Origin of the sequence: Halobacillus sp. Marseille-P3879 (assembly GCF_900240285.1) — a bacterium.
In the GTDB taxonomy this organism is placed as follows: Bacteria; Bacillota; Bacilli; order Bacillales; family Halobacillaceae; genus Halobacillus_A.
The window spans coordinates 159,075-179,345 of sequence record NZ_OESS01000001.1 but is presented as its reverse complement, the minus strand read 5'-3'; the positions used below and the strand labels follow the sequence as shown (position 1 = coordinate 179,345).

The following is a 20,271-nucleotide window of genomic DNA, read 5'->3' as shown; positions in this document are numbered from 1 at the left end:
AAGTGTACTACAATTTGAGGTGACCTTTCTTCTCACTTTTCTAACCAATTTAGTGAGGAGCAGTAGAATAATGACCACCAGGACCTCACTTCTCCCGTGAGGTCCCCCCTATTTCTTCCTGCTTGATGGAAACCCGCTCATTCTCACAATGAAGTCTTTTTCCAAAAATAAAAGCTCCCCGTTAAGGAGAGCTTTCACCTCGTATTAATTCAATACCACCGGCTGCCAGAGATAAACGAACAGCACAATCACAATAATCGACAGAACGTTCATCCAGAATCCGGCTTTCACCATATCGTCAATCGTTAAATAATCCGAACTGAACACAGCAGCGTTCGGGGGCGTCGAGATGGGCAGCATAAATGCACAGGAAGCGGTTAATGCCACAACCCCCATGATCGCATACGGATCTGCTCCGATACCGAGCGCAAGGCCAATACTGATCGGGATCAGCATGTTGGAAACAGCCGTATTGGACATGATTTCCGTCATGAAGAGCACGATCGTCGCAAGGGTGATTAAGATAAGCAGGAACGGCAGTACTTCAAGACCCTGCAGCTGATCCCCAATCCATTCCGTTAAATTCGAGGATTCAAATCCAGCGGCAAGAGAAAGTCCGCCCCCGAACAACAACAACAGTCCCCACGGCAGCTCTTTCATATCCTCCCAGACCATAAGCCCGCCTTTTGCCTGCCTGGCCGGGAAAAGGAACATAGAGACGGCACCAATCATAGAGATTGAAGTATCAGAAAGCCTATAGTCTTCAGGAATAAAGCCGCTCGTCATCCAGAGCGCACCCACCACACTGAATACCGTGAGCACCGCTTTTTCCTCATAGGACATCGGTCCAAGATCCTTCAATTGATTTTTCGCAAAATCCGTAGAAATGTCTTTTTGGGTTTTCACCTTAAATTGTATTTTTGTCAGGTAGAAATACAGCCCGACTAACAATATAATCGTCAACGGAAACCCGAAGATAAACCAGTCAAAAAAAGAAACCGTACGATCGAGATTGTTGGCCGCAACGGCTACGAATGCCGCGTTCGGCACAGAACCGATAATTGTCGCAAGCCCGCCGATTGAGGCGGCGTAAGCAACTGATAGCAGAAGCCCCTTGGCGAAACGGTGCAGGGAAGGCTCATCGAAGAAATTCTTCTCCTTTACTTCTGCAATTAACGCCAGCGCGATGGGAAGCATCATAAGCGCTGTCGCCGCATTCGAAATCCACATCGACAGTCCGGCCGTCGCAATGATTACACCAAGAATCATCCGATGGCTGCCGGTGCCGACGAACGAAATAATCGTCATTGCAATCCTTTTATGTAAGTCCCACTTCTGAATCGCAAGGGCAATGGTAAAACCACCCATATACATGAACACAATCGGGTCTGCGTACGCCATTGACGCCGTACCCTGATCCGTCCCACCTGTAATTGGTAGCAGGAAGATCGGCAGCAGCGATGTCGCCGGAATCGGCATCGCTTCGGTGATCCACCAGGTCGCAACCCAGGCTGTGACCGCCAGAACGGCCCTCGGCTCGCTCTCAAGCCCTGTAATAGCCGGGATAAAGAACAGAATAGCAAACAGCAAAGGACCAAGAACCAGTCCGAATCTTTGTCTAAACTCCATATGCGTTCCTCCTTAGATGTCTTTGAAATCGATTTCATGAGTTGATAGAAAAATACAACAATTTCAACTTTAGCACTTCATCCAGGAAAAGTAATCATAAGATTTTACTAGTTAAAAAGACTCCCCCCTCTTATGAAAAAGCAGCTTACATGATGTTCCTCAATTGATTCTCCCGCCTATTACTTCTACACGTAACCACCAGCAGGATATGATAATAAACAGTTGAGGCTATTAAGCTCAAACCTAAAAAAATGATCCCCCCTTCAATGAGGACAGGCATTTCCCGAAATACAATAAGCGAGTAAAACAAACCGGTCGCTAAGCCTGCTGCTGAATAAAGCCCAAGCCGCAGGAAATAGCCCTTCACCCCATTTTTCCGCTTCGTATATTTTTCAATTATGTATGAACACGGTAAGCCGGCTAATAGATAAGCCGGTCCTGCATAGATGATGACCAGCGTAACGATCTCGCCAAACCCAAAAAAATACGTGCCCTCATTCCGTTGAGAAGCGGGAACATAGGAAATCCAGTAAATGATGATCCCTAAAAGTATGTTAGCTGCAACAAGAGAAATAAGCTTGTCTTTCATAGATAACCCCCCATCTTTATATATTTATAATCGGCGGCTTACTGCTCATCCTTAATATGTATTTCTAAACCCACAAACGTAAACGTTGATGTTTACGTTTGTGGGTTTTTATCTGCATAAAACCGGCAAGCGGCTTAAATGAAGAGGGTCACCCTCACTTATTAGATTTGTTGAGGCTTACTTTTAAAAGAGATTTAACCTCTTCATGATCAGCCTGCTGCTGTTTTAGCAGCTTTTCAATATAACTTACTTTAAAGCTAAGATAGATTATTAATACAAATGAAATGATAAATATCAGGGCCATTTTTATCCTCCTGAAACCTTCGTATGAGCAACTAATTTCTTCTTTAACTACACCGGATCGCTAAACTTTTATTTTGAAATGAAAATCTATTAATCTACTGTTAGTTCATAATGAAAAAATTGAGAGTCACGCACGTAACCATTTTTTTCATAGAGCCTTTGAGCAGAGAAATTATCTGGTGCGGTACTCAGGCTGATACTATGAGCACCTGTCTCCATAGCGTATTCCTTTACCTTACGTAAGAGCTGCTCCCCTATTCCCTGGTTTCTCGCACCTGCCTCTACATATAGATCATTTAATATCCATGCTTTTTTCATAGAGATGGATGAGAATGTGGGATATAGCTGCGTAAAACCAACATACTCCTGGTTGTCCTTCACAAAAAATATTACAGAATCCTTATTTTCCAGGCGATTTTTTATGTAAGCTGCTGCACCTTCTACATCTGATGCTTGTTCATAAAACACTCGATATAAATTAAATAATTCAGACACGCCTTCTAAATCTTCAATTGTAGCTTGATAGATTTCCATTAAATTCCCTCCAAATTGATATATATTTCAAACCACTTTGCTTCAGCCAACGAAAGCCATCGAACTTATTCATTATCGCGCCAATAGGCGAAACAAACAAGTTGAGGTTAATTATACAACTAATTTAATTCCCTCACTTTCATGATGATCAGCTATACTAACTAATTATAAAGTAAAATCCCCTGCTGGTGCTTCAGTTTGAATACATATTAATCACTTCTTCATAGAATAGAAATAAGGAGAGCTATAACCATTCGACCACTTCCCACCTTGCCGAGGCAGGAGCCTTCCATTAATTTCTCATTTTTGGTAATTTGAAGATAAATCATTAATAATACTTATTTTTAGAAAGGGTTTAAATCAATGTCTAACATCCTTTTAATTTTTATATTACAAATTATATTAGTGCCAACGTTATCTCTTCGAATTATTTTTGTGGTTAAGAATATGAGCATACTTGCTTCTATTTTTGGATTTATTGAAGCGTTAATTTATGTATTTGGGTTATCTATTGTTCTAAGTGGCGAGCAGAGTATTCCAGAGATGCTTGTTTATGCCCTCGGTTTTGCAGCAGGAATCTTTTTAGGAAACTATATTGAAAATAAATTGGCATTAGGATATACCACTCTTACGGTTAACTTACTAAATAGTAATGATGAACTGGTTTCCACTCTTCGGAACAATGGATACGGCGTAACTGTCTTTGAAGGAATGGGGAGAGATGGTGTCCGTTATCAGCTTCAGATTTTGACAAAAAGAAGCCTGGAGGAAAACGTAATGAGTACAATCGAAGAATATGATCCAAATGCTTTTATCATTTCCTATGAACCGCGTAAGTTTAAGGGAGGATACCTGTTAAAAGCGATGAAAAAAACAAAGAAAAGAAAATCATCAAATTAGAAAACTAATACAGTGAACGTCTGAATGACCGTTGGCAGGCCTGCTTACACTTTCACAGGCCTGCTTGTTTACTAAAGCCCGGATGGCCTCCAATAAAAGGAAAGATTTAATTTCAAGACACCTTCGGATGGTTTCTAAATAACATCCCTCGTTTTTTTAAGTTGAAAATCCCTTCTGTTTTTGCAGCCAATCTTCTCTTGTCAATTTCATATTTATAGAGTCTATCCATTCTCCCTCGAACTCTAACTCATTTTCTTCTACGCTTTCTTCAGCAAACCCAAGATTTTTATACACGTTTACAGCTCTTGGATTGAAGTCATAAACACTCAAAGTTAAATAATTGAGTTTAGTGATTTTAAATACATAATCAATAATAAGCCGGGATGCTTCCGTTCCTAAACCACGGTTTCTCCCTCTTGGCCCAATAAGTATTCTAAAATTCATACTGTTGCTTTTCCCGTCATATAAATTGATGACCACTTCTCCCACTAAGATGTGCTGGGACTGATCCACAATAGCAAGGTCTAAGCGGTCAGTTTGTTCATTTCTTGTATTGTACCAATGGTGAACTGAATCCTGATCAAAATCTGAGGTGCTTCCTGTGAGTTTTATTACTTCGGAATCTTTTAAACATTCCTCAATATAAGAGAAGTCCTCATTTTTAAAAGGTCTTAGAATAACTTTCTCTCCCATGATAATTGGCTTCTGCCCTAGGTATACCATTTTTCTCACCCTCCTCTATAAACATTTCTCCTTCTTTACAGTTATATTCAGTCTGGTGCAAAAGATAAGACGTGGGAACAGGTTTTTTCCCTTAATTTGAAGACTCGGTTATACGGTCTATACTACTTCCTGCTTATGTATGATTGTTATTAAAATAGTGATATAGGAAAACGCAGGCGGCATATAAAGGGACGGCAATACAAATAAAAGTGATCCCTGAATACAATTTTTCTCTATCATAGAAATCAAGATTTGCGGCAAAGTGTAACAACCAGGAAACCAGGGCTGCTACCGCAATTAAATAATGAAGCTTTGCATCACTTACCTTACCCCTCTTTTCTTTACTCATAAAGAATCCCCTCCTACCTACTCTATATCTTTCATACGAAATTGTTTATGTAGAGTTTCACTAATTTAAATATTATAAGGAAATTCACGAACCAGCTGAGCTTCCCCAGACTGTCATGCGCGTTATACATAAAAAGAAGTCTTGTCTCCCTCAGGTGGACACAAGACTTCCTTTTTTACATAGCTTCTTTATTTGGATTTTTCGTTCGATTATTCGCCGATGTTTTGTTTACCGTGTCTCTAAGTTGACCAATCCCCAGCTCTTTAGCTTCCCGCTGTAAAGCTTTAAGCAAACTCACTACCATCATCGCCATAATAACGGAAAACGGAAGAGCGGCAATGATCATCGTGTTCTGCAGAGCTTGTAAACCACCGGAATAAAGCAGTGCGAGTGCAGTAAGGGAAAGGAAAATTCCCCAGATCACCTTAATCTGCCTGCTAGGATTTTGAGATCCATTGGTCGTCATCATGCCTAAAACAAACGTACCGGAATCCGCGGATGTCACAAAGAATGTCACAATAATAACGATTGCTAAAATCGAGAAGGCCATGCCAAGCGGATAACCTTCTAATACACCAAACAGGGATTCTTCTGGAGATAGAGAAGATATGGACATCAGACCAGATAACTCTGTGGTGATCGCTGCGCTTCCAAACGTCGTGAACCAGAGAAAACTAATAAGTGATGGAGCAAGGAGAACATACACGATAAATTCGCGGATTGTTCTTCCCTTCGATACTCTGGCAATAAATACACCGACAAATGGAGCCCAGGCAATCCACCATGCCCAGTAAAAGATGGTCCATCCATTAATCCAGCTCCGAGTTTCCTCATTAAGCGGTGCAATTCGGAAGCTCATATCGATTAAATTTTGCAAGTAGGAGCCGACCGTATCTGTAAATAAATTTAACGTGAAAAGTGTCGATCCAAAAGCCAGTACGAATAAGAAAAGGATGAGGGAAAAACCCATATTCAGATTACTTAAGATCTTAATCCCTTTTCCTATACCAGTTAAAGCAGAGATCATAAACAGGGCAGTAACAGCAACAATGATCACGCTTTGCATCGTCATATTACTCGGCGCTCCAAAAAGATAAGATAGTCCGCCATTTATTTGGATCGCGCCAAATCCGAGTGATGTTCCAACCCCCATGACCGTGGAAATCACTGCGATAATATCAATAGCCTTACCAACTACACCATCTGCATGTTTGCCGATCAGCGGTCGTAGTGTCTTACTAATTAAAGTAAGTTCCCCTTTTCTGAAGCTAAAGTAAGCTAGAGCTAAGGCGAGAGATCCATAGACCGCCCATGGATGGATTCCATAGTGTAAAAATGTATACCTCATCGCATCCTTGATGCCCTGATCAGTACCAAGCTCCCCTGTAGGAGAACTGATCGCATAGTGACTAAGCGGTTCAAACGTACCGTAGAAGATTAAACCGATTCCAATGCCTGCACTAAAAAGCATGGAGATCCAGGTCAGACGTGAAAACTCAGGCTCGTCATCCTGTTTGCCAAGTTTGATCTTACCAATGGGACTTACCAATAAGTAAATACATACGATGACAAAAACTGAAACTAAAGCTAAGTAATACCAGCCAAAGGAATTGGTAATATAACTTTGGGCACTGCTCGTGACACTCTCTAACGATTCAGGCATCAATACACCCATAAGAACAAGAAATAACAGAATTCCCAGCGAAGTATAAAAAACAACCGACGCATTTTTCATATTTTATAAATAACTCCTTTTTGTTATTATTCACCCTTAATAGTTACATTAACAATCAACTATTTGAGATAAATATAAAATTAATCATCCAGCAAATTTATTATTTTTGCACACACTTAAATAGTCTACCAATAACAGTTGTACGGATCACATGCGATTTACAAGCATTCCTAAAGATTAAGTCCTATATATTCTTCTTAGAAGGATTCACTTCCGTTATTACTAATAATGCTCGGATATATGTCGGATTTTGCAGATTTGTGCGAAAATAAACAGGTGAAATGGGTTAAGGAAAAGCAGATTTTACAAAACCGTTTCTTCCCCGCCGGCGGAAATAGATAGAACAACCTTTACAAAATTTAAGCAAAAAAATACGATGTGTGTTGGACAAATGTCCTCACCATCGCAATAGAGATTTTCTTTCTATTTTCTTACTAAACGCTCCTTGAGGGGCGAAACCTAAAACAAATGACCCTGATAAAAGTTATGTAAAGTCTTTACGAGTCTTAGTTGGCCAGTTCACTAACTCTGTCGCACCTGCCACCAGGCAGATCATGATCCAATCCTTTAATCGAAAAACTCCATATGTGGTTTCTCTTGCTTGTAGTAATTTAATCTATCTCGTAAAGTGCCTGTATGAAATTCAAACTTATGACCATCAGGATCCGTAAAGTAAATCGACTTCCTGTCTCTTTGATCTCTTGGTCGGCCTGGTAAAATGTTTACTTTCAATGCTTTAAGTTTCTCGTACACCTCTTCAAAATCTTTTTCTTCAATGGTAAAAGCGATGTGGGTGTATGATTGGTTTATTTCATGACGAGGGATATCTTTCTCAACATTAAGAGCAAGCCATATTCCATTTAAATCAAAGTAGGCTGTGGATTTTCCTCTGACTAACAATTGAGCTTCAAAGACGTTTTCATAAAATTCGATGGATTGATCTAAATCGGAAACTGAAAACAACAAATGGTTAAGTCCTTTGATCGACATCTTGATCACCTCGTAAAAAGGATCGTTCAAAGCGTTTCATCCTATGTATTTCGTGCCTGGATAATATACGGATGGCCCACTTTTTCAGATTGGGTGGTTATTTGAGTAATTTTTTTATTTTACTTACTGTAGCCTTTGGTGGGTTAGATTCCAATATCAAACTATATTGAAGTTTAACTTTGTCCCCACTTTTAATCCCTTGGAGCATTGAGGGGTCTTCATATCTTAAAAGAACAATTGACTCATATTTTTTTTGCAAACCCTTTATCTCCAGGTTAATATGTTCGACTTCAAAATCAGAGTCTGCTACTAAAGTATCTGAGTTTACTAATATATACCCTTCATTAAACCTATATTCCCCGTCAGGTACTTCTCGACCGATCTCATCGATATCTTCATATGTATTACATCCAGCTATTAATATTATCAGTAGGAATGAAAAAGCGAACGTTTTTTTAATAGTTACTTCCACCCCGATTCATAGCACAGATCGCATTTAGAGTTTTCCGTCATTTGCCTTTATTCTCTCTACCCCACTAAGACTCCTCTTTCGGCTGAATCGAATACTTCGTAAAATAAGCACCCAAAAGCAGCAGAGTTATAGTCAGGACCCAGCTGATGATCCCGAGCAAGTTAAACCAGAAGGCAAACAGCTGAATCATGGCCATTAGATAAAAGCAAATCGGTGTGAGCGCACTTTTGATTCCCTTATATCCGAGCTTCTTTCTTTTCCTAACAGTCCAAGCAATTGATATAACTAAGAATACTGCAAGGATAATTGATAGTATGTCTTCAAGCATGTTACCTCCTCCTTTTCTATAAAAAATCATGTTGTTAGCGTATTCAACCCATAATTAAGAATAAATAATTAATAAAAGCGTGCCACCCTAAACTAGCCAGGCTCAGGGAAAACACCGTCAAAGATAAATACGGAGAATAGCCGCTCTTTCTTCCCGATCTGATTAAAAAAATACCGGACAGCAGTAAACAGCCGATCCACACGAGACCCAGACCTACATTCCATCCGAAAGAAAACCTCATGGGATAGCCGGTTAAAACAGCCGCTATGTATAGTAAATTCACAATTAATAACAAAATCAATAAGAACCTCTTCATGTTGCGCCCCTCCCTTATCAACTATACGATTTCATCAGTAAATCGTTTCATTATAACGAAAACGCACCATTCGATCTTGCAGTTTTTAATAACTTTTCAAAACCAAAATACCTATATTTCATTGCATTAACTCCATAACTTCATTAAACTAAAAATATGAAACTGATTTCATAAACCAGTGTAGTGGAGTGGAGTGATAGAACGTGCCAACGATTTCAGACGTCGCGAAATTATCAGGATTATCGAAAGCTACCGTGTCTCGAGTCATAAACAAGCATCCATATATAGCGAAAGAAAAAAGAGAACGAGTCGAGCAAGCCATGAAAGAGCTTGGATACGTTCCGAATCCGTCAGCTAGAAGACTACGAGGGTCTACGACAAGTACAATTGGTGTAATTGTGCCGAGAATTGTAAATCCGTTTTTTTCCTATTTGGTCAACTCGATTGAACAAGAGGCGTATAAAAGTAATTATCAAGTGTTGATGTTTCAAAGTAATGAAAATAAAGATAAAGAACTGTATTTTTTAAACCTGCTTAAAAATCGCCAGGTAGATGGATTGATCATGACCTCGATCGAAAATGACTGGGATGTTATTCAACCTTATACAGAATTCGGTCCTATTGTATTGTGCAACGAATACTTGTTACATTCTAAAGCACCTATTGTCCGGCTGGATCAGGCGAAAGGCGCCTATATTGGAACGAAACATTTGATTGATAAAGGGCACACGAAGATTGCCTATTGTACAGGGGGCTTATTTGCGGATGATGGTAAAGATAAAGACCGTAACCATGGCTACCAGCAGGCTTTGACGGAAGCGGGGCTAAGCATTCAGACAAACTGGATTTTTATCAATAAGCATACGATCAATGATGGAAAAAAAGTGATGAAACAGATGCTGTCGATGGACGAACGCCCTTCTGCTATTTTTACGGGCAGCGATGAGATCGCGGCAGGTGTCATTATGGAAGCAAAGGAAAACGGTGTGCGTATTCCTGAGGATCTCGCGGTGATCGGGTTCGATGATCAGCCCATTGCTGAAATTATTGAGCCGAAGCTGACGACGATCCGCCAGCCGATCAATGAGCTTGGGGAAAAGTCGGTTGAGCAGCTGATTGCGCTGATGAACAGTAAAGACACTGATTATAATCAGATCGAACTGCCTGTGGAACTCCTTGTCAGAAAATCTACGTAATTTCAAAAAAATATTGAAACCGATTTCATTTTGGCGTATACTTCAAATTAGAACATGTTGTCGGGTTTTATTTTTACGCCAATATGAAACCGATATCATATATGTGCATACACATCTTGTTTAGCTTTATCAGTACAGGGAGGTTAAGAATTTAAAAAGATGTCGATTATATTTTTTTACACATTTGTGAAACCGATATCACATCAAAAAAGGAGTGGAGAGTAAATGAAGAAAGTGATGATTGTAATTGCAGTGGCTCTATCGTTGGCCGGGTGCTCGTTTTCCTCCGGGGGTTCAGATGAAGGTTCAGGCGATCAAGTGACGGTGGAAATTTATCAGGGAAAAGTCGAATTTAAAGATCAGTTCGAAGCACTTGCTGAAAAATATGAAGAGGAAAATCCGAATGTCAATATCGAAATCACGAGTGTGGGTGGAGGAAATGATTATGCAGGATCGTTAAAAACGCGACTTGCGTCTGGAGATGAACCGGAAATCTTCAGTGTCGCCGGCCCGACCGAATCGGAAAGTTTTGAGGAGTATTTAGCCGATTTATCAGATACGGCCTCAGCAGATGCAGCTCTTGAAGGCAGCCTGGAGCCTGTAACAAAAGACGGGGAAGTGCGTGGTCTCCCTTTTAACCAGGAAGGGTATGGATTGATTTACAACAAGCGTGTATTTGAAGAAGCAGGCGTGAATGCTGATGAGCTTCTGTCGTATGAAGATTTAGAGAGTGCCGTGGAAGAATTGGACAGCCAAAAAGAAGAGTTGGGACTGGAAGCCGTATTTGCTTTCCCCGCTAAAGAAAAATGGGTGCCTGGAAGCCATTTATCGAATGTATTTATAGCACCCGAATTTGATCAAAAAGTTTTGAACGCTTATGAAGCGGACAGTGTAGAGTTTGAAAAAGGCGGCGAGTTTCAAAAAATGATTGACTTGCAAAATGATTATTCAATTCAGCCAAGCTTGACGCTGGATTACTCTCAGCAGGTTGAACAATATTTTTCCTTAGAAGAAGTGGCAATCATTCAACAAGGAAACTGGATTTACCCGTCGGTTGAACAAATGGATCCTGAATTTGCCGAAGAAAACATAGGGATTATTCCTATTCCGGTCGAAGGGCTCGAAGGAAAAATGCCAGTTGGAATTCCGAACTACTGGGGTGTGAACAAGAACAGCGGGGAAGACGAAGTGCAGGCATCAAAGGATTTCATTGACTTTATGTACACGTCTGAAACCGGTAAAGAAGCAGTTCTTGAAGAATTAAAATTTATCCCTGCTTATGAAGGCTTCGAAACGGAAAAAATAGCAGATCCGTTGTCACAAGAAATTTATCAATACGCGTCTGAAGGAGACACAATCGGCTGGGTTCTACTTGGCTATCCTGGAACATGGGGCGAAGATATTGGTGGTTATATTCAGCAGTATTTAAGTGGAGATATGACGTGGGACGAGGTGGAAGAAAAGTCCATCAACACCTGGGAAAACTATCGTCAATAATTACAAAAAAGAATGAGAGCTAACAGCTTAGGTTGTTAGCTCTCCGCATTTACAAACACGAGGAGGCTGTTATGAGTAATCGGACGCTTTCATTTTGGTTGTTTCTTACTCCAGTTGTATTAGGTCTAGGCATTGTAGTCGTCATTCCTTTTCTCTATGGACTGGTGTATTCGTTTACGGATTGGAATGGACTTCGGGCGGAGACTTTTATTGGCTGGGAGAATTATATCCGTTTGTTTCAGGAAGATGAATTTATGCAGGCAGTGTGGTTTACAACAAAATTTGCTTTTGTCGTCGTTCTTTTGTTGAATTTGTTTGGGCTTGGGCTTGCATTGATCGTCACCCGTAACATCAAGTCGAATAATTTGCTGCGTACTGTTTTCTTTATGCCGAATTTAATCGGCGGCTTGATTCTCGGGTTCATCTGGCAGTTTATTTTCATCAGTGTATTTGGAGATATCGGCGGCCTCACGGGAATTGAAGGGTTCAACGGCTGGCTTTCTACGGCGAACACGGGTTTTTGGGGTATTGTTATTCTAACCTGCTGGCAGATGGCAGGCTACATTATGATCATTTACATCGCTTATCTTGAAAATATTCCGAAAGACTTGATTGAAGCTGCAAAAATCGACGGAGCGAGCCCTCTTCAGCGTTTTAAAAATATTACTTTCCCTCTTGTAGCCCCTGCGTTTACGATCAGCATGTTTTTGACGCTTTCGATGTCTTTTAAAATTTATGATCAGAATTTGTCATTAACGAACGGCGGTCCTGCGAGTCAAACGCAGATGGTGGCCATGGACATCGTCAATACGGCGTTCTCCGATAACGACATGGCTTACGCTCAAGCGAAAGCGGTCATCTTCTTCCTTATCGTTTCAGTTGTTGCGTTAACACAGGTGTACTACAACAAAAAACGAGAGGTGGAAATGTAATGAAGAAAAACAATGAAAAGCGGAATTTAATCTCGATTGAAGTGTTTGGTCTCTTGCTAGGCCTCATATGGATCGCCCCTTTTTACTTGATGATTGTGAATGCTTTTAAAACAAAGCGTGATATTTTCACTGGCGTGCTCGGTTTACCAGAAGAGTGGATTACAGGGAACTTTGTTGAAGCATTTATCGATCTTGAGTTTCTTAAGTCGTTGTTTAATTCGGTATTGATTACGGGGTTAAGTGTGGGCATTATTATTATTTTTTCCTCCATGGCTGGCTATGCCCTTGCACGAAATAAGAGTAAGCTGAGCGCTGTTATGTTTTTCGTATTTGTAGCAGCGATGCTCATTCCGTTTCAGTCGGTCATGATCCCGCTGGTCGCTTTGTTTGGACAGGCGGATATGCTGAACGCCGGCGGTTTAATTTTCATGTACTTAGGATTTGGATGCAGTTTATCAATCTTTTTATATCACGGAGCGATGACAGGTGTATCGAAGTCGATGGATGAAGCTGCAATTATTGACGGAGCGAACCGGTTCCAATTGTTCTGGAGGATCATTTTCCCTTTATTAAAACCGATATCCGTTACGGTTGGGATCTTAAATGTGATTTGGATTTGGAACGACTATTTGCTTCCATCTCTTGTATTAAGTGAAGCAAACGCAACGATTCCGTTGAAGATGTTTTTCTTTTTCGGTCAGTATACGAAGCAGTGGCACCTGGCACTAGCAGGTTTAACGATTGCCATCATACCGGTAATCATCGGATACTTTTTTGCCCAGAAACAAATCATTGCGGGAGTGTCTGAAGGTGCAGTGAAGTGATGAATAGAGTGAAGCAGGAGGTCAGGAAATGGAAAGAAAATGGTGGAAAGAAGCGGTAGCGTATCAGATTTATCCGCGCAGCTTTATGGACTCAAATGGCGACGGAATCGGTGATCTCCCGGGGATCGCCTCCAAACTGGATTATTTGCAGGAGCTTGGCATCAATGTCATCTGGATTTGCCCGGTGTATTCATCTCCAAACGATGATAACGGATATGACATCAGTAACTACCAGGGAATTATGCAGGAGTTTGGTACGATGGAAGATTTTGATAACCTACTTGAAGAAGTTCATAAACGGGGTATGCGGCTGATTATGGATTTAGTCATCAATCATACATCCGATGAACATCCATGGTTTATTGAATCGAGGTCGTCAAAAAACAATCCGTACCGCGACTTTTACATTTGGCATCCCGGGAAAGACGGAAAAGAACCGAACAATTGGGCCTCCATTTTTGAAGGGTCAGCCTGGGAATATGACGAGGAGACGGAAGAGTATTATATGCACATTTTTTCCCGAAAGCAACCCGATTTAAATTGGGAAAACGAATCCGTGCGCGAGGCGTTATACGAGATGGTCAACTGGTGGCTTGATAAAGGCATTGACGGTTTCCGCATCGACGCGATTTCGCATATTAGAAAGTCCCCCGGTTTTCCTGACCTTCCGAACCCGGAGCAGAAGGACTACGTTTGTTCATTTGAAGGCCATCGTAACCAGGCAGGAATTCAGACGTATTTAAAGGAACTCAATGAGCAAACCTTTTCCCGCTACGATATTATGACCGTTGGCGAAGCGAATGGTGTCAGTGTTGAGGAAGCCGACGAGTGGGTCGGGGAGAAAGACGGGAAATTCAATATGATTTTTCAATTTGAACATACCGATTTGTGGAGCAATGAAGTTGGAAAAAGCTTAGATATCCACGCTTTAAAGCAAATTTTCACTAAATGGCAGACGGCACTTGATGGCTCGGGGTGGAATGCTTTATTTTTAGAAAACCACGACCTTCCCCGCTCGGTTTCCGTCTGGGGCAATGATGATCAGTACCATGCCGTCTCCAGCAAATGTTTAGCTGCGTTTTACTTTCTCATGCAGGGCACACCGTTTATTTACCAGGGCCAGGAAATTGGAATGACCAACGTGCATTTCCCATCGATCGATGACTATGATGACGTTGCGGCCAAGAATCTCTACGCCCATGAAACAGCGAACGGCAAAGCGCACGAGGAAGTAATGGAATCGATATGGCACTGCGGACGCGATAATTCACGGACACCGATGCAGTGGAATTCCGATCTTCATGCTGGATTTACCTCAGGCGATCCATGGATGAATGTAAATCCGAATTACGTAAGTCTCAATGTCGAAGAATCGATGGCACGACCGGATTCTATCTTCCATTTTTACAAAAGCTTAATTCAACTGCGAAAGGACCACCCCACTCTCGTATATGGAAGTTACCAGCTTGAACTGCCTGACCACGACCAAATCTTTGCCTATTCGCGAAGCTTTGAGGGTGAGACGTTTCTTATCACGGCCAATCTAACGGAAGAACCTGCTGTTGTTAGGGAGGAGTCCGTTAGGGGAAGTGCAGAGGAGATCTGCCTGAGTAACTATGATCCGGTGGAAGGTGGGCTGCTGCAGCCGTTTGAAGTGCGGGTTTATCGATTAATGGAGACACTTATCTAAATGGTAAGTGTCTTTTATTAGGGGAAAGGAGGGTCAATTCATTCATTTTAGTAGATAATTATCTCATTGGTGAGTTAATGTCCTCCACTATCTCTTAAGTAAAAGACGTTCTACCTCGAATCTGACCTTCCACACTCCTTCCTCTATCATGGTACTCCTGATTACCCGTCTCCTTTCAAACAAGAAGAGCTTCTATAATTTAACATTCAACTGCCTAATATTTTAACATTAGAGCTCAGTCTCTGTATGCTTTCCTTCCGTGGCTGTGCTTTGGTAGACATCCCCGCTTTCGTCTGTATAGTAAAAGTATTCCTGGCTCGGTTCATCCGTAAATACGACTTCCGCCCGGTACTCTGCAGGATTTCCTATGAATTTTTTATTATGGGCCGCCTTTACACTTTCCAGCTCATCTCTGTCATATCCCTGATCCTCCCGCAGGTAAGCCTCTACTTCATCTTCAAGTTCGTTCATCTCATTTAAATCGGGTGAGAAATAACTGGTAACCCCCCACCCCAGCGCCGCTCCTATCCATAAGCCTATGATCAAAAAAACGAAATTTTTAATAATTCATCACCTTTCTGATTTTATTCAAAGTAACAGACCTGCAGCTGATTCCCGTCAGGATCATAGAAGTTAAAATATTGGTTCACTTCGTCGTTATGTACATCGCTAACCCGGACGCCCTGTTTCTGCAGATTCTCATGGAGCTTAGTGATCTGTGTGGAAAAGAAAATCGGATAGGTCTGGTTCGTTACAGGTTGAACCTGCCCTTCTTCAATCGTCAGTGGCGTGCCTCCATCTGCCTACCTGCAGGACACGGTAGCCTTCTCCTTTAAATACAACCTTAAAATCTAACGCCTCTTCATACCAGCGTGTGGATTTTTCAGCGTCACTTACGATCATGCACAACGTATCAATTCGTTCAATCATCAGCATTCCTCCTCTATCCTTAATTTACCATATTTTTCTCAATTAGAACGCAAGAAAGTAAATGTTTCTTCATTCAATTCGTGGTATAACAAAGACAGAAAGGTTCTCGGAAAGGGTGTAGAGGATGGATGATGCAGCGAAATGGAAAGCCGTGATTGCGTGTGATAAGGAATACGACGGTGTGTTTTATTATGCCGTGAAAACGACGGGCATTTTCTGCAGGCCGTCATGCCCGTCGAAGCCGCCGAAACGGAAGAATGTGCTTTTTTTCAACGATCCGGCTGAAGCAGAAGCAGACGACTTCCGTCCGTGCAAGCGGTGCCGTCCTGATCAGCAGAAAGGTGACCAGTTGAACGCCAGGCTGGTAGAGAACACGAAGCAGTTTTTACAGGAAAACTATTGGAAGCCCTTATCGATTCATGAGATCGCCATTCATATCCAAGTGAGTCCGTTTCACCTCGGACGGGTGTTTAAAGCTCATACATCAGCAACTCCTCATGCGTATGTGGAAAGGCTCCGGATTGAACAAGCGAAGCATTTCCTCCGGCACACCAGCCATACCAATACTTACATCTGTTATCACGTCGGCTTTCAAAACGCAGCCAGCTTTTATCAGGCCTTTAAACGTCATACCAGTCAGACACCGAAGCAGTATAGAAAGGAGCACAACCATGTATTATGCTGATTACGATTCACCGATTGGCCGTTTGCGAATTGTGGCCGGTGAATCTGGAGAGCTGGTCAGGATCTGCTTAACCGACGAGCTCTGGGAAAAGTTTCAAAACAAACATAAGGAAATAAGAACTGAGGTGAATGTGGTTCAGCCGATCATAAAACAGCTCGAAGAATATTTTCACGGCGAGCGGGTCCGATTCAGCTTCCCCTTTAACCCGGAAGGAACCGATTTTCAGAAAAAAGTGTGGAAGCAGGTTCACGCCATCCCCTATGGTGACACGAAATCCTACTCTGCCATTGCTGCGAAGATCGGCAGTCCAAAAGCGGTACGGGCTGTGGGCAACGCGAACCGGCTGAACCCGATTCCGATTGTTGTTCCGTGTCATCGCGTCATTGGGAAGAACCAATCGATGACCGGGTATGCAGGTGGTTTACGGATGAAAGAAGCACTGTTGAAACTCGAAGGATCCCTTTTGAATAATTCCTCCCCCCATTAGGCCATTCTATAGGCAGGAGGGATCAAGATGACCGAAAGAACATTAACCGTTGAAGAATTTAATCAGCTGCTGCAGCAATGGAGTGGCGAGACGATCAAGATCACGAAGCAGGAGCTTGAGGATGAGGATTCGATTATTATGCAATTGAACGATATTTCGTATGAAACCGATACAAGAAGACTCGATGAGTATGAGCCGATGCACGCCCTGCATTTAAACGGCACGGGCACTACACAGACGAATGAGCAGGAACTTCAGCCGCTTCCGTCCTCAATGTATGAAATTCCGCTGGAGGATTCGACTCAGTATCAGTTTGAGGGAGATCGTTTTTCGCTGGTGACGGAGCGGGGAAGCTACACGATTGAACGTGTCAGATAATAAACATCTTAAAGAGTGCGCCTTATCCGGTGCACTCTTTTCTTTCGTCAAGCCTTCTTTCGTTCGACTAAATTCATCACACTATACAAGATGGCAGAGCCGTCCGAAGTAAACGGAAGCAGGTTCCAGAGGTTGATCAAACAAAAGAAGGCAAAGGCGTTAGAGTACAGCCCTCCATCCAGGTAAAAGACGACAAAGCCAAGCATCGGAAGAAAGAGATTGGGCGCAGCTGAAATGACTAAGATATCAGCATAGCTGCGATCATTCACATAAACGACCTTCCCGCCCCAGGGATAGATGGCGAACGACTGGATCTCTTTCTTATACAGTTTGATAAACAGCAGGTGAATCAGCTCATGAAGCAGCAACACCACAAACAAAAGAAGATAGAGAAAAAATAACACCTCGATCAGCATCACATAATTGTCCATCGTTACTTATCAAACACTCTTCTTTGGCTTATACGTTTTGCGACTAAATAGACCAGGCATACGATCAGCAGCCATGACACAAAAGTGATTAATACCTGAGGGGTTAAAGAGAAGTTGGTGAATAATTCTTCCTCGTTCATCGTCATATCAATGTTCAATCCTAACGTCGACTTGTATTCACCGGATTCGTCGATCGAGAACAAGGTCACAAGATAATCGATTAAAAAGAGAACGAGATAGACGACCGTCCCGATAAAAATAAACTTAGTTAATTTCAACGTAATAGCTCCTCCTTAATAAGTAATATTTTATGAAAGACAATACCGTAAAAATCACCAGGAAAATAACCATATGATTCGAAATCAAATATAAAGAGAGGGCCAGTACGACACATAGGATGGAAGCGGAAAATTCGTTCACCGAGCTCTTATTTTTTGGAAAGATAATTCCCATCATCAAGGCGGATTCAAAGATAATGAGCGCATAATAAGTAGTCTTGATGTAATCTCCTGACCATAGAATCGCCGCTATAATTACGGGAAGGTTGATCATGATATTCATTAAAGCCGTCATCAGCGTCTCTTTAGAGGCTGTCAGAGCAAAAAACGGGTTCATCTTACGGTAGGACATCGTCGTGCTGTAATACCTGATCGCTGAAAATGAAATGACGGGATAAAGGTAAACGAGCGTAGTCATCGCCGTATACAAACTCCTCGTATCGATCCATGACAGCAGAAAGAAGAGAAGTACGATGCCACTTAACCGCAGCGTTAATTTATTGCGAAACATCCCTAAGCATAAAAGGGACATGTGGTTCATCGGAATTGGAATTCTCGTCATCGAATAAAAATCACTCGATGAATAGACGTCTTCACTACGATCGGTCTGAAGCCCGGATATGAGTAAGGCAGATAACAGCGTCCCTGCTGCCAGCAGAACGATGAAGCCCGACACCACCAGAATCGTAAGTTCAAAGTTCAGCGACCGGACGACCTGATCGATTTGAAACCGAAAAACAAATAAATAAAAGAACAGAAAAACCACTAATAGAATGTGGTTGATGTTAAAAGCAGTCAGCTTCAATTTCACACTGATCACATGAAAAAACAAATAATAAAACGAAATGCTGAAGAAAAACAACAGCTGACAGTAAACGAGAACGAGTAAATTAAGACTTAACGAAAAATAAAACAAATTTAGTAGAGGGATAATAATAGCGAAAACGATTAAAAAAGAAACGTACCCTAACAGCAACTTAAACAATATACTTCCAAGCCAGATACTCCCCCGTTCAAACGGCAGAATCTTCAGCTGATACTGCATACGGCTCGTTAAAGAAAACGAAATGGTCACAATCAAATAGATAAACCCCGAGATAATAATGATGACATTCGTTAAACTGGAAAACAGCATATTCTGAAGGGAAGCATTCGTCTGCTCTTCGGTAATAAAGATTTGATTCAACTGCGACAAATTTAAGAGATAGTAAGCGACATAAACCACAAACAGGACAGCCAATAAGAGATATCGATTTCTTTTCTTTTTGAAAATATGGTTCGAGAGGATATTGTGAAAGACTTCATTCAATAGAACCTTTGTGATCGTATAAGAATCTGTCAATTTCATCATAATATTTTTTTAATTCTCCATTATTGATTACGATTTCCTCAATTTGATAAACATCTTCAACCAGATCCATCTTTCCAGCGCTTAGTAAATAGACACGAGCCCTCGTATTCCGTTTAATATAATCCATATTATGAGACACGAGAATAAATTTACGGCTGTTTGCGAATGTATTAATCAAGTATTCCGTGAGCAGGTAGCTTTCATAATCGAGCCCGTTAAAGATTTCATCAGCTAAAACGTATTGAACATCCAGTGCTAAGGAGACTGCAATCTGCAGCTTCTTTTTCATTCCATAGGAGTAATCACTTATCTTTTTATGTAAGGCGGATTCTAAATTATACAATCGAATCACGAAGTTAAACTGCTTGAGATCTTTATGAGGATACCTGGAGAACACAAAGTCAGCGTATTCCTTCCCGGATAAATATTCCGGCAGATAAAAGTCTGAAGGAATATAATACATTTTCTCTTTCGCTTGTTTTTCTTTTCGGTCGATGGAATCGACTGTAATCGATCCGCTCTCAAACGGGGTAATGTCACATATACAGTTTAAGAGCGTCGTCTTACCCGATCCGTTGATCCCGACGATGATGTCAATGCCGACGGGGTCAAACTCGATGTACAGCTTCTGTAACACCCTATTGTCTTTATATGACTTCTGAAGCTCTGAAATAGTAATCATAGATTCAATCCTAATGTAAAGTAGTCAATTTGCATTTTGAAG

Annotated in this window: 26 protein-coding genes; 9 read left to right on the top strand and 17 right to left on the bottom strand. The window is 41.4% G+C overall.

The features are described from left to right. Window positions 1–204: 204 nt before the first annotated feature. From C1A12_RS00955 to C1A12_RS00945, 4 genes are all read right to left on the bottom strand, one after another. Window positions 205–1,629 (bottom strand): SLC13 family permease, encoded by a 1,425-nt coding sequence (locus tag C1A12_RS00955; RefSeq protein WP_101841983.1) that lies wholly within the window; start codon window positions 1,627–1,629, stop codon window positions 205–207. 145 nt (window positions 1,630–1,774) lie between these two features. Beyond that, the gene (locus tag C1A12_RS00950) at window positions 1,775–2,218 is read right to left on the bottom strand and encodes a hypothetical protein (protein WP_101841982.1); all 444 of its coding nucleotides are present in this window, start codon (window positions 2,216–2,218) and stop codon (window positions 1,775–1,777) included. A 154-nt stretch (window positions 2,219–2,372) separates the two neighbouring features. Then, the gene (locus C1A12_RS20970; RefSeq protein WP_159462117.1) at window positions 2,373–2,522 is read right to left on the bottom strand and encodes a hypothetical protein; all 150 of its coding nucleotides are present in this window, start codon (window positions 2,520–2,522) and stop codon (window positions 2,373–2,375) included. Window positions 2,523–2,611: 89 nt separating this feature from the next. Next, entirely contained in the window at window positions 2,612–3,055 is a 444-nt protein-coding gene (locus C1A12_RS00945) for a GNAT family N-acetyltransferase (RefSeq protein ID WP_101841981.1), read from the bottom strand. A 363-nt stretch (window positions 3,056–3,418) separates the two neighbouring features. Between C1A12_RS00945 and C1A12_RS00940 the strand changes: the two genes are divergently transcribed. Further along, window positions 3,419–3,955 (top strand): DUF2179 domain-containing protein, encoded by a 537-nt coding sequence (locus C1A12_RS00940; protein ID WP_101841980.1) that lies wholly within the window; start codon window positions 3,419–3,421, stop codon window positions 3,953–3,955. Between the two features lie 156 nt (window positions 3,956–4,111). Here C1A12_RS00940 and C1A12_RS00935 read toward each other — a convergent pair whose 3' ends face one another. The 7 genes from C1A12_RS00935 to C1A12_RS00905 form a co-directional block, all read right to left on the bottom strand. Continuing rightward, window positions 4,112–4,678, bottom strand: coding sequence for a GNAT family N-acetyltransferase (locus C1A12_RS00935; RefSeq protein ID WP_101841979.1), 567 nt, complete (start codon window positions 4,676–4,678; stop codon window positions 4,112–4,114). A gap of 133 nt (window positions 4,679–4,811) precedes the next feature. Continuing rightward, window positions 4,812–5,027, bottom strand: a complete 216-nt coding sequence (locus tag C1A12_RS00930) for a hypothetical protein (RefSeq protein WP_101841978.1) — start codon at window positions 5,025–5,027, stop codon at window positions 4,812–4,814. A gap of 175 nt (window positions 5,028–5,202) precedes the next feature. Continuing rightward, complete coding sequence (locus C1A12_RS00925) at window positions 5,203–6,762, bottom strand: BCCT family transporter (RefSeq protein ID WP_101841977.1); 1,560 nt, start codon at window positions 6,760–6,762, stop codon at window positions 5,203–5,205. A gap of 567 nt (window positions 6,763–7,329) precedes the next feature. Continuing rightward, window positions 7,330–7,752 carry a FosM family fosfomycin resistance protein gene (gene fosM, locus C1A12_RS00920; protein WP_101843240.1) on the bottom strand — a complete coding sequence of 141 codons (423 nt, stop codon included), beginning with the start codon at window positions 7,750–7,752 and terminating at the stop codon, window positions 7,330–7,332. A 97-nt stretch (window positions 7,753–7,849) separates the two neighbouring features. Continuing rightward, window positions 7,850–8,224: a DUF3221 domain-containing protein gene (locus C1A12_RS21610; protein WP_159462116.1), complete on the bottom strand. Its 375-nt coding sequence runs from the start codon at window positions 8,222–8,224 to the stop codon at window positions 7,850–7,852. Window positions 8,225–8,288: 64 nt separating this feature from the next. Further along, window positions 8,289–8,552 (bottom strand): hypothetical protein, encoded by a 264-nt coding sequence (locus C1A12_RS00910; protein WP_101841975.1) that lies wholly within the window; start codon window positions 8,550–8,552, stop codon window positions 8,289–8,291. 43 nt (window positions 8,553–8,595) lie between these two features. Further along, window positions 8,596–8,868, bottom strand: coding sequence for a hypothetical protein (locus tag C1A12_RS00905; protein ID WP_101841974.1), 273 nt, complete (start codon window positions 8,866–8,868; stop codon window positions 8,596–8,598). A 203-nt stretch (window positions 8,869–9,071) separates the two neighbouring features. Between C1A12_RS00905 and C1A12_RS00900 the strand changes: the two genes are divergently transcribed. From C1A12_RS00900 to C1A12_RS00880, 5 genes are all read left to right on the top strand, one after another. Further along, complete coding sequence (locus C1A12_RS00900; protein ID WP_101841973.1) at window positions 9,072–10,064, top strand: LacI family DNA-binding transcriptional regulator; 993 nt, start codon at window positions 9,072–9,074, stop codon at window positions 10,062–10,064. A gap of 225 nt (window positions 10,065–10,289) precedes the next feature. Next, complete coding sequence (locus C1A12_RS00895; protein WP_101841972.1) at window positions 10,290–11,561, top strand: ABC transporter substrate-binding protein; 1,272 nt, start codon at window positions 10,290–10,292, stop codon at window positions 11,559–11,561. 71 nt (window positions 11,562–11,632) lie between these two features. After that, window positions 11,633–12,493: a carbohydrate ABC transporter permease gene (locus C1A12_RS00890; RefSeq protein ID WP_101841971.1), complete on the top strand. Its 861-nt coding sequence runs from the start codon at window positions 11,633–11,635 to the stop codon at window positions 12,491–12,493. Then, entirely contained in the window at window positions 12,493–13,317 is an 825-nt protein-coding gene (locus C1A12_RS00885; RefSeq protein WP_101841970.1) for a carbohydrate ABC transporter permease, read from the top strand. The genes C1A12_RS00890 and C1A12_RS00885 overlap by 1 nt, the downstream gene beginning before the upstream one ends. A gap of 28 nt (window positions 13,318–13,345) precedes the next feature. After that, window positions 13,346–15,007, top strand: a complete 1,662-nt coding sequence (locus C1A12_RS00880) for an alpha-glucosidase (RefSeq protein ID WP_101841969.1) — start codon at window positions 13,346–13,348, stop codon at window positions 15,005–15,007. A gap of 228 nt (window positions 15,008–15,235) precedes the next feature. On the opposite strand, the gene C1A12_RS00875 is transcribed toward C1A12_RS00880, so the two are convergent. After that, complete coding sequence (locus C1A12_RS00875; RefSeq protein ID WP_159462115.1) at window positions 15,236–15,553, bottom strand: DUF3139 domain-containing protein; 318 nt, start codon at window positions 15,551–15,553, stop codon at window positions 15,236–15,238. A gap of 228 nt (window positions 15,554–15,781) precedes the next feature. After that, window positions 15,782–15,937 carry a VOC family protein gene (locus C1A12_RS00870; RefSeq protein ID WP_159462114.1) on the bottom strand — a complete coding sequence of 52 codons (156 nt, stop codon included), beginning with the start codon at window positions 15,935–15,937 and terminating at the stop codon, window positions 15,782–15,784. Between the two features lie 124 nt (window positions 15,938–16,061). On the opposite strand from C1A12_RS00870, the gene C1A12_RS00865 reads away from it, so the two are divergent. From C1A12_RS00865 to C1A12_RS00855, 3 genes are read left to right on the top strand one after another with little or no spacing between them, the layout of a single operon-like run. After that, window positions 16,062–16,622, top strand: coding sequence for a bifunctional transcriptional activator/DNA repair enzyme AdaA (locus C1A12_RS00865; protein ID WP_101841966.1), 561 nt, complete (start codon window positions 16,062–16,064; stop codon window positions 16,620–16,622). Continuing rightward, complete coding sequence (locus C1A12_RS00860) at window positions 16,609–17,109, top strand: methylated-DNA--[protein]-cysteine S-methyltransferase (RefSeq protein WP_101841965.1); 501 nt, start codon at window positions 16,609–16,611, stop codon at window positions 17,107–17,109. Before C1A12_RS00865 ends, C1A12_RS00860 begins: the two co-directional genes overlap by 14 nt. 27 nt (window positions 17,110–17,136) lie before the next feature. After that, complete coding sequence (locus C1A12_RS00855; RefSeq protein WP_101841964.1) at window positions 17,137–17,487, top strand: hypothetical protein; 351 nt, start codon at window positions 17,137–17,139, stop codon at window positions 17,485–17,487. Window positions 17,488–17,534: 47 nt separating this feature from the next. On the opposite strand, the gene C1A12_RS00850 is transcribed toward C1A12_RS00855, so the two are convergent. The 4 genes from C1A12_RS00850 to C1A12_RS00835 are packed head-to-tail and all read right to left on the bottom strand — an operon-like array spanning window position 17,535 to window position 20,229. Beyond that, window positions 17,535–17,918, bottom strand: coding sequence for a metalloprotease family protein (locus C1A12_RS00850; protein WP_101841963.1), 384 nt, complete (start codon window positions 17,916–17,918; stop codon window positions 17,535–17,537). Between the two features lie 2 nt (window positions 17,919–17,920). Continuing rightward, complete coding sequence (locus C1A12_RS00845) at window positions 17,921–18,196, bottom strand: hypothetical protein (protein WP_101841962.1); 276 nt, start codon at window positions 18,194–18,196, stop codon at window positions 17,921–17,923. Beyond that, window positions 18,183–19,547: a hypothetical protein gene (locus C1A12_RS00840; RefSeq protein WP_101841961.1), complete on the bottom strand. Its 1,365-nt coding sequence runs from the start codon at window positions 19,545–19,547 to the stop codon at window positions 18,183–18,185. Before C1A12_RS00840 ends, C1A12_RS00845 begins: the two co-directional genes overlap by 14 nt. Continuing rightward, window positions 19,498–20,229, bottom strand: coding sequence for an ATP-binding cassette domain-containing protein (locus C1A12_RS00835; RefSeq protein WP_101841960.1), 732 nt, complete (start codon window positions 20,227–20,229; stop codon window positions 19,498–19,500). Before C1A12_RS00835 ends, C1A12_RS00840 begins: the two co-directional genes overlap by 50 nt. Between the last annotated feature and the right edge of the window lie 42 nt (window positions 20,230–20,271).